Annotated in this window: 13 protein-coding genes; all 13 read right to left on the bottom strand. The window is 64.6% G+C overall.

What is annotated here, in order from left to right; all coding sequences use genetic code 11:
• Nucleotides 1-60 precede the first annotated feature (60 nt).
• A complete protein-coding gene (locus VGG47_RS09880) occupies nt 61-807 on the bottom strand; it encodes a hypothetical protein (RefSeq protein WP_331537974.1) in 747 nt (248 codons plus the stop codon).
• On the bottom strand, nt 807-1,952 hold the full coding sequence (locus tag VGG47_RS09885; protein ID WP_331537976.1) for a baseplate J/gp47 family protein: 1,146 nt from the start codon (nt 1,950-1,952) through the stop codon (nt 807-809). The genes VGG47_RS09880 and VGG47_RS09885 overlap by 1 nt, the downstream gene beginning before the upstream one ends.
• Nucleotides 1,952-2,281 carry a hypothetical protein gene (locus VGG47_RS09890; RefSeq protein WP_331537978.1) on the bottom strand — a complete coding sequence of 110 codons (330 nt, stop codon included), beginning with the start codon at nt 2,279-2,281 and terminating at the stop codon, nt 1,952-1,954. Before VGG47_RS09890 ends, VGG47_RS09885 begins: the two co-directional genes overlap by 1 nt.
• A 35-nt stretch (nt 2,282-2,316) precedes the next feature.
• Nucleotides 2,317-2,634, bottom strand: a complete 318-nt coding sequence (locus VGG47_RS09895) for a hypothetical protein (RefSeq protein ID WP_331537980.1) — start codon at nt 2,632-2,634, stop codon at nt 2,317-2,319.
• Nucleotides 2,601-2,867, bottom strand: coding sequence for a hypothetical protein (locus VGG47_RS09900; RefSeq protein WP_331537982.1), 267 nt, complete (start codon nt 2,865-2,867; stop codon nt 2,601-2,603). The genes VGG47_RS09895 and VGG47_RS09900 overlap by 34 nt, the downstream gene beginning before the upstream one ends.
• Nucleotides 2,864-3,979, bottom strand: coding sequence for a hypothetical protein (locus VGG47_RS09905; protein WP_331537984.1), 1,116 nt, complete (start codon nt 3,977-3,979; stop codon nt 2,864-2,866). The genes VGG47_RS09900 and VGG47_RS09905 overlap by 4 nt, the downstream gene beginning before the upstream one ends.
• The gene (locus VGG47_RS09910) at nt 3,976-4,164 is read right to left on the bottom strand and encodes a hypothetical protein (RefSeq protein ID WP_331537986.1); all 189 of its coding nucleotides are present in this window, start codon (nt 4,162-4,164) and stop codon (nt 3,976-3,978) included. The genes VGG47_RS09905 and VGG47_RS09910 overlap by 4 nt, the downstream gene beginning before the upstream one ends.
• A 2-nt stretch (nt 4,165-4,166) precedes the next feature.
• The gene (locus VGG47_RS09915) at nt 4,167-5,012 is read right to left on the bottom strand and encodes a hypothetical protein (RefSeq protein WP_331537988.1); all 846 of its coding nucleotides are present in this window, start codon (nt 5,010-5,012) and stop codon (nt 4,167-4,169) included.
• The gene (locus VGG47_RS09920) at nt 5,009-6,109 is read right to left on the bottom strand and encodes a hypothetical protein (RefSeq protein WP_331537990.1); all 1,101 of its coding nucleotides are present in this window, start codon (nt 6,107-6,109) and stop codon (nt 5,009-5,011) included. The genes VGG47_RS09915 and VGG47_RS09920 overlap by 4 nt, the downstream gene beginning before the upstream one ends.
• On the bottom strand, nt 6,102-6,251 hold the full coding sequence (locus VGG47_RS09925; protein WP_331537992.1) for a hypothetical protein: 150 nt from the start codon (nt 6,249-6,251) through the stop codon (nt 6,102-6,104). The genes VGG47_RS09920 and VGG47_RS09925 overlap by 8 nt, the downstream gene beginning before the upstream one ends.
• A gap of 38 nt (nt 6,252-6,289) precedes the next feature.
• Nucleotides 6,290-6,853, bottom strand: coding sequence for a hypothetical protein (locus VGG47_RS09930; RefSeq protein WP_331537994.1), 564 nt, complete (start codon nt 6,851-6,853; stop codon nt 6,290-6,292).
• The gene (locus VGG47_RS09935) at nt 6,850-7,272 is read right to left on the bottom strand and encodes a hypothetical protein (RefSeq protein WP_331537996.1); all 423 of its coding nucleotides are present in this window, start codon (nt 7,270-7,272) and stop codon (nt 6,850-6,852) included. Before VGG47_RS09935 ends, VGG47_RS09930 begins: the two co-directional genes overlap by 4 nt.
• Nucleotides 7,273-7,441: 169 nt before the next feature.
• Nucleotides 7,442-7,999, bottom strand: coding sequence for a hypothetical protein (locus tag VGG47_RS09940; protein ID WP_331537998.1), 558 nt, complete (start codon nt 7,997-7,999; stop codon nt 7,442-7,444).
• Between the last annotated feature and the right edge of the window lie 520 nt (nt 8,000-8,519).

Consider the following 8,519-nt stretch of genomic DNA (forward strand, 5'->3'; position numbering starts at 1 on the left):
AGGCCCAGCGGAGCAAAAGTTTTTGCGCCGCTTTTTTTAAAAAGCGGCTGCTTTCTTGCTTTAGTTTGCGAGGTTAACCCAGGCGATCGACCCGGCCGGCATCCACGCATAAACTGCGGCGATCAGGAATGAATCAGTGAGCGTGGCTGCCACCATGTCGGCGTTGGTGAACGCCAGGGAACCGCTGGCGCTGGTATAGGGCGCGGCCCCGGCCCAGCCGCCGAGCGCGTCGCCCTCGGTGCCGAGCGTACCAGTCCAGCCGCCGAGGGGCACTGCGGCCTGCAGCGCCGGGCGGTACACGGTGATAAAGAGCTGAAAGGGGAGCAAAAGACTGCCCCAGGCGCCGGCGCCTTTGGTGCCGCTGCCATCGTCCCAGGCGAACAGCCCACCGTCCTCAGTGCCGAGCGGCCCGGCCCAGCCGCCGGTGTCGCCGGTATTGGCCGGCTCGATCACCCGCGGCGTGTTGCCGGTCAAAAATTCCATCGCCTCTTTCAGGCCCGCGACCGTGCCGCGCGGCGCGGTAATGGTCCATTGCGTGCGCGCCTTGAAGGCGCTGTCGGTCTCCTGCGGCAGGCGGATGATGGAGGCGCCGAGATAGTCGTTCGCCCACATGTCCACGAAGCCGCCTTGGGACGTGGCGAGGCGCGTCTGCGCCAACGTGAAGGCGATGAGCGCATAGATGGTCGCCAGCGCGTTGCCGATGCCGGTCAGCACCACATCCAGCACCGGCGTGCTGTCACCGAACCAGCCGGAGGGCAGCAGCGCTTGCAACCGCGCCTGGAAATCAGCCTGATCGCCGGTCGCCATTATGCCACCGTCATAGTGCCGGCGCGCACCACAGAGAAGTCAGTCGGCACCAGGTCTGCCGTGCCGCCGTTCAGCGTGAGGCCGGAAATGTTAGTGATGGCGCTGCTGGAATCATAGGCGAGTTGCGCCAGCCTGGTGTAGGGCAGCGGATCGCCGACCCCGAGCGCGCCGATATACGCCGCCAGCGCCGCCTCCACGGAAGCCACGGCGGTGGCGTGGTTGATGTTGGCCGCGGTGGTCAGGGTCATGCTGACATTGGCGTCCAGCGCCGTCGCCGCGATCACGCAGGCGTTGATGGTCGCCGCGCGCACATTCTGCACGGCGGCCGCCACCAGCGAGACGGTGCTGGAAGGTGTCGCGCCGCTGCCATCATCGATCACCACCGTGACCGTGCCGGGCCGGTAATTGCCCCCGGCGTCGGTATTGTTGATCTGCTGCCAGGTGAGGTTCTGCGCCACGTCGGCCACCGCTGCGTTAATCGCCGCCGGCGTGCCTTGGCTCAACGAGCTGAACCACAGAGCGAAGCGCGCTTTCAACGCGACGTCGGTCTCGGCGTTCATGCCGTTGGTGAAGGCGGCTGCATTGGTCACGGTGTCGAGTCCCGGCGCCGAACTCGCAATCAGCCCGATCGTCCCGGCCAGCACGTTGCCGGCGGTGCCCACAGCATTGTTGGTGACCGTGACATTCACCGAAGCCACACCAACGCCAAGGTTGAACCAGCCTTGTGTGACGCCGCTCGGGTCGGCCTGATAGGCAGCATTGGTGGTATCGAGATTGACGGTAAAACTCTGCGTGCCGTCATTGGTTTTCACCAGCGTGCCGACCGGCACCTGCATGGCTTGCGTGGTTGTGTAACGGCCAAACGTCACCGGACCGGCCGAGGCCACGCCGGCCAGACGGCCGCCGAAGAGCGGGAAGTCGGTCACAAAGGAATCGCAGTCGGTGCCGATCGAGGTGGTCAGGCGCGCCATTTGCAGCACCTGCACGTTCTGCCATTGCAGCCACAGGCACAGGCCGGCGACCGCCTCGAAAATGGCGCGCAGCGTCGAGCCCACCAGCAGGTTCAGCGCCGTGCTGGCGGCGGCCTGCGCCGCCGCCGCCATGGCGTTGAGCATGGCGGAAAAAGTCTGGAGGGAAAGTTCCATTACTGGACCTGGAATGTGAGCGTTGAACTGGCGCCGGTAGCGGCGTCGGCATACTGAATTTCTGCACTCACCGTTCCATCCGTGTTGACGGTGGTGGTGACGACAGGTGCTGGCACCTGTGCCACCGCAGACTCCTGAAAAATCTGGCCACGAATAATGTTCTCGATCGCCGTGTCGTTGGCCGGCTGTCCCACCATCTGGCCGAGCCCGGCGCCGTAGGCGAGTTGCCAGATATAATCGCCGGCGTTGGTGAGCAAGCGGCGCAGCACGCGCTGCTGGGTAAGCGTGTCGCCGTTCACACAGAGCAGGTCGCCAGTGGCGCTTAACACCAAGTCAGCGCCGAAGGTGTGGGAAATGTCAGCCATCAGTCTTGCCCTTTCCCTGTGAGGGTCGCGCCACCATTGCCGGGGTTGTAGAGGTGCTCATGATTGTCGAGGCTGATGCCGGCGCCGATCACGTCGCCGCTGGCGGTGATCGTCCCTGTCACCGTCACGTTCCCGGTTATTTTGATCCCACCCGGCGCATTGATGTCCATGCTGCCATCGTTTTTCAGCGTGAGATAAGCCCCGCTCGCGTGCAGGAGCAAAAATTCCCCGGCGGCGGCGGTATTGGGCGGCGTATCGACCTCGGAGAACAGCACGCCAACGATCACGCCCTGCTGCGCGTCGTTGCGATCAGGCAACACCAGCACCTGCACGCCAATCGGCAGCGGTGCGACCAGCCCCCAGCCCGGCCCGACCCAAGGGACAGAATGGGCAACCAGCCGGAGAGAATATTCTCCGGCTGGATCGTCACCTTCGCGCAATAGGTCTGCGGATTGAAGGAGGCGACAAGTCCGCAGCGCGCCGCGCCGAACTGGCTCACCTGCCCGACGATCCCGCGCGCCTGCGCCGCCATCAGCCTATCCATGCTCATGAAATAAGACCTCCGCTGGCGCCGTCATAAAGCGACAGCGGCGAATAGTTCTTGGCCGAGACGATGGTTTCAAAGCCGCGTTGTGGCGTCACGCTGTGCGTGACGTGGGACGGAAAATAATCGATCCCGTCATAATCCGTACCGGTGCCAGTGATAGTGAACACGGTGTTAGGCGTCAGCGTGTTGATGCCCGGCAGGCTGGCGGTGATGGTGCGCTCGTGTTGGGCGATGTCCAGCGCCAGGCGCTGCGCCGCGGCCGAGGCCTGGGCGCTCGTCAGGTTGGGAATCTCGAACATGTAACCGGTCGGCGGCACGGAGGTGGAAGCCGGCGTCAGGGTCTTGGTCACGGCGGAGCCGGTCACGATGGTCTTCTTGCCGGAGTGCCAGGAATTTACCGTCACCTTCACGTCGCGCGCCATCGTCAGCGCGCGCTCGCACAGCAGCGTCTTACAATTACTCATCATCACGCCATCCGCGTTCTGTCCCACCCCCAGCGCATAGGAAGGCGCAAGGACAGGCGGCACTTGAAAATACAACGTGGCTCCCTGCACATAGGGCAAAATGCCCTCGCGCTGGCCGAGCAGGCAGAGCAGATCCCACTCATTCACCGCGCGGGAAAAGCCACCGGCGGCGATGGTGTCGTGGTCGGCGTTGTAATAGCGCCCCACCAACGTGGCGGTGGAGGTCACCTCCGCGGTCAGCCCATGGCTCTGCGCCAAAGTCGTGGCGATTTCCGAGGAGGTGAGGTTTTGATAGGTCTGGGTGATGCACGTGTCGAGAAACACCGCCGCCCCATCGCGCCCGTGCAAATGGATGGTTTGCCGCAGCGGGTCGAGCGCGTGGCTGTCCACCTGGCCTGAAAACATCGGAGCAAAAAAGCCCCCGTCGAGCGCCAGGCTGATCTCGATGTCGATCTGCTTGTTGGCGGTGTCGGCCCACCAGGCGGGCCCGTTCGGGTCAAAAGGCGTGAAGCTTTTGGAGATCGAAAAACTACCAACGTGATAGACGCGCGGGTCGGTCCATTGCACCGAGAGCAGGCCGGTGATCGCCGCGCCATTGGCGAGCACCTGCACACGTGGGGCGCGGGCGATGTTTTCAATACTCTGGCTCATGGCGTGGGCGCGCCTCCGGTTGCGTTGGGGTCAGGAGCGGGGATCAGCAGCGTCACCGGCGCCCCGCTGATCTGCGGATCGGAAAGATTGTTCTGCTGGGCGATACGCAGCCATTGCGTCGCGTCACCCAGATATTTGGCGGCCAGCGCGTAAAGATTGGTCCCGCTCACGGTGACTTGCCGCATGCTCAAGCGCTCGCATTTTGCAGGTTGACGCCGGCGCGGCCGAAATAGCCGGCGGCAGAGGTGAGATTAGCGACATCGCCGCCGGCACTGGCCGCACCGCTGACGGCGGCAGCGAGGTTGGGCACCGAGGCCGGCATGGTGGCCGGCTGGCTGAAGCCGAGCAGGGTCGCGCCGTACTGCCCGAGCGTATTATTGGCGGTGGCGAGTGCCGCGCCGATGGCGGCGCCGGCGCTCGCCACCCCGCTTAACCCCGCGTTATAGGCGCTGGTGCCGAGCGTGGTCGCACCAGGCGCCGCCACCGCCGTCACCGCCGCACCGATCGGCGCCGCCACCGGCAGAGAGGCGGCGGAGAGCGCCCCCACCACGTCGCCGCTGGCCACGTCCGCCGCCACCTGCGCCACCAGCGAGGCCAATATGACGCCGGACGGCGCCGCATTGTCTTGCAGCACCACGCAGGCGATCCTGTAGGGCACCGGATCGACGGACCTGGTGTCGGCGGTAAAGGCGGCGACGATCACCTGATAGCTGAACACGTCCCAGGCGAGCGTGACCACCGCGCCGCTCTTGCGCAGACTGTCGAGCAGCCGCACCCGCACCGAGCGGTTCGGCCCGGTGAAAATGCCGCGCCAAACAATGCTGTTTTCAACCGGCCCCATCGCGTCGAGGCAGAGCCCGCCGCCCACCATGGTCTGGGTGCCGATGATCTGCCTGCCGCCGACCGGCATGGTTTCAGGCAATTCCAGGCCTGAGAGTTGCACCGGCCCGATGGTGAGCGTGCCATAGCCACCAAACATCTGCCCGACGGCCTGCACCGCCGACAGCACCGAACCGGCAATGCTCATGCTCATGGGTGATAGGATCCAGGTGCTGCAACCCCCGGTGCCGGCGGCACGAGGTTATTGTTGAGTCCGGTCGGCGCGGTCGGCATGGCGCTTTGATGCCGCGCCAGCGTGTCGATGGTGGCGCTGGTCAGCGCATCGGCATTGGCCACATGCACGGGCACGGCCGGATGGTCGGGCACCATCCTGGTATAGACCGGCGCATCCGGCGTCGCCCCGGGGATTTTGTGCCCCCGTGCCCCGAATTCCGGGGCCGGCTGGCTGCCATTATGCGCCTGCTGGGCGGCCAGCGTCGCCGTGACGATGGCGCTTATGACTCTGGCGCCGCTTGCCCCCGTCGCGAAAGACACTGGCTCGGCCTGGGACGGTACTTTGATCCGCCGCCACACATCGGTCAGCGCATTGGCCGGCGGCGTGATATTCTGTGTTTTGATCCCCCGGCTCGGCACACCCCGCTTAGGGGTTGGCACCGCCGCGCCGGGAGTCTGCACCCCCCCACCCGGCGACCTGGGCAACAGCAACTGGGGTCGCGCGTCCTGGGGCAGGATGGCTGAAGGCTGCAGGGCATGACCGTCCCTCACCTCCGGCCCGGCCTGCGTCACCAGGCGCAAAAACTCCGGTCCGGTGATGCGCTCGCCCAAACCGGTTTGAGGTTTCTGGTTTGGCGGCAAGCCGGGTGGCAGCGGCAAGCCAGCTTGCGGCCCCCCGACGGGCAGTCTCCTGGCGGGGAGCAGAAAGCCGGCGGGCAGTCCCCCGGCGGGTGGCACGGCCGGGACAAAATTCCGGCCCATCCCGACGGGCGCCGGCGGTTCGCGCCGCGTGGGGGGCGTGGAAAAAAGCGCCAGCGCGTCGGCCTGAGTGACGGAATTCGGCGCCAGCTTCCTGGCGGATGGCTGATCCGTCGCACCCTGGACGCCGCGCATGAAGCGGATGCGCCGCCGCATCTTGCTGGCAGACTCCTCTGTCGGGGGCAGCGCAACATAGAACGGATCACCGACGCGCCGGGCCAGACGCGCATTGACCCTATCGATGACGCTTTGCAGTGCCTCGAAACGCGGTGGCTCATCCCGCAGCAACCCGGCGCCGACGTCATAAAAATCAATCATCGCCCGCCTCCCCATCCGCAACCATACGCAGCCAGGCGCGCGCCTGCTGCGCCTGAAAATCCTTGGCGATCATGATCACGGCCGCCCGCCGTGTTGCGCTCATCGCGAGCGCGGCCTCGATCGAAGGGACGGCCCCGGCCATGGCCAGGAACACCGCCTCCCGCAACGCCGGGCGGCCGGCTAGTTTTTTGCGGCTTCGCTCCCCGCGGTGGGACGCAACGCGTGAAAGGCCACCAGCAGGCCGGAGGCGCCGAGCTGTTCCACCCGCGCACGAACCTCATCCTGCGTCACCGGAAAAGCCAGCGCCGCGCCGTCAATTTTGCGCACCTGTGCTGCCAGATAGGCCGAGGCGATCCAGCCCGGCACGTCCGAATATTCATCGGCGAGCTCGAACAGATCCAGCTCCTCAAGGGCCGAGAGCGCCGTGGCTTCAATGACGCGCGTCTCCGGCGCCAAAAATTCTACTCCCAGCGCCTCGGCGATCTTCCTCATGCCGTCCGCGCCGAGGTCGCCGATCATCCCGCGAATATGCGTCCGCGAGAACGGGAACGGGTTGGGAATCCCGCTGATACTGCGCACCGCGGCCGCCTGCAGCGCCCGGTTCCACCACACGCGATTGCCGCTCAGTCTCTGGTCGCGCCCTGTGCCGGGGGCGTCCACCCCCTCGGCCAGCCGCATCGCCTCATGCGGCGCCACCGCGTTCAGTTCCAGAACACGGCCGTCATCCAGGGTGATGCTGATCATGCGTTTCTGAAACTCTCAGCCGCCCACTCGATCTTCTGCAATACAGAGCGGCCTGGCGCGTAATTGCCGATGTCAGAGATCGTGAACGTAACGGCGGCATAATGCAGCGTCGTCTGCGTGTTGTTCAACTCATTGATGGTCAAGGTCAGCGAGCCGGTGGGAATCGCCGCCCCGGTCTGCCAAGCCTGGAACATCTGCTCGTAGAGCTGCTCGATCTGATTGTTGACGCGCGCGAACTCGATGCTCCCGGTGGGCCCGTGCATCACCACCACCGAATTGGTCACGCCGTTCAGCGTCTGCACGTCCACGCGCTTCTGGTTGGTGTTGGTGGTGATCTGCGTCATCTCCGGCACCGTGATCGTCCCGTAAGGGCCGATCATCGTCGCGCGGGCGTTTTCGCCAATGGTGAATTGCGGCATTTGATCCGTGATCTCCTAAAAGCGATAGAAAAAGAGAAGGCTACTTTTTGTGAACAAAAAGTAGCAAAAAAACTTTATGACTCTGGGCCATGGGCGTGGTGCCGCCACCGCCCACGGCCCAGCATAAAAAAAGTTTTTACGCCGCTTTTTTCAAAAAGCGGCTACTTTCTTACGACTGCGACAACGTGGTGGAGATCGTCACCGTCTGGCCGCCCTCGACATTGACGATGAATTTCTCGTTGATCGCCTGGTACTGGATCTGCACGTCCGCCTGCACATAACCAAGCGCGGTCTGGGACTGCGGATTGTTGCTGGTGTCGCACGTCACTGAATACGGCACCGCGCCCGCCGTGGTGCTCCCCAGCAATCCCTGGCTCAACATGCCGGAGAGAAAATCCAACAAGGTCGCCTTGATGTTGAGGAACAATTGCGCGTTCACCACCTGGCCGACATACACGCCCATGCCGGCCTGCAGCGTAGCGGCGATATAGTCGGTCAGGCGCGTGTAGTTGTCGCCGTTGGTGGCGGCGTTAGAGGAGGTGTTGAAGCCGCCGCGCACGCCCCAATAGGCGCCGCCCGGCTGCGGATTGGCGATCACGTCGAGCCCGTTCTGGAACAGCACTGAGAGATCGGCGCTGGCATACGCGCTCTGCTGCGCGGTGCCGGGAATGCCGGATTTCTGCGTGCCCACCACGGCATAGAGCGGCTTGTTGAGCGAGGTTAGCAAGCCGCCCCGCCACGAAAGCCTGCGGCGAGACCAGGCGCAGCACGTTGTTCGCCGTGTCCTGCCAATAAACCCAGTCGCCGAACATCAGCTTCGCCCAAGGCGAATCCACGCCGGCTTCCTGCTTGTTGGTCACCGCGCTGGTGATGCCCGACGCGCTGAGCGCCTCGCCCGGCGGATCGGTCATGATCATATACAAGCCCTCGGCCACCGCGAAGGCGACCTGCGTCGGCCAGGTGGTGGCGCTGGTCACGTCCGCCAGCATCGCAACACCGCAGCCTTGGCCCTGCAACGCATACATGCCGCTATAGGGTGCTGTGTTCACGCCCAGCATCAGCGTGTCAGTCATGCCGCTCACGCCATCGGTGCCGCCGGTGAAGGCATAATACCAACGGCGGCAGTTTTTGACTCGTGTGGGATTCCCAATATCCGCATGATGTGATTCGCTCCTCTCTCATCGGTTCGGGGGGTGGCATGGCCGTTTCAATTACGCGGATGGAGTTGGATGCCTCGGGACTGCGCC

The sequence above is a fragment of the Acidocella sp. genome (genome assembly GCF_036489515.1).
Classification (GTDB): domain Bacteria; phylum Pseudomonadota; class Alphaproteobacteria; order Acetobacterales; family Acetobacteraceae; genus Acidocella.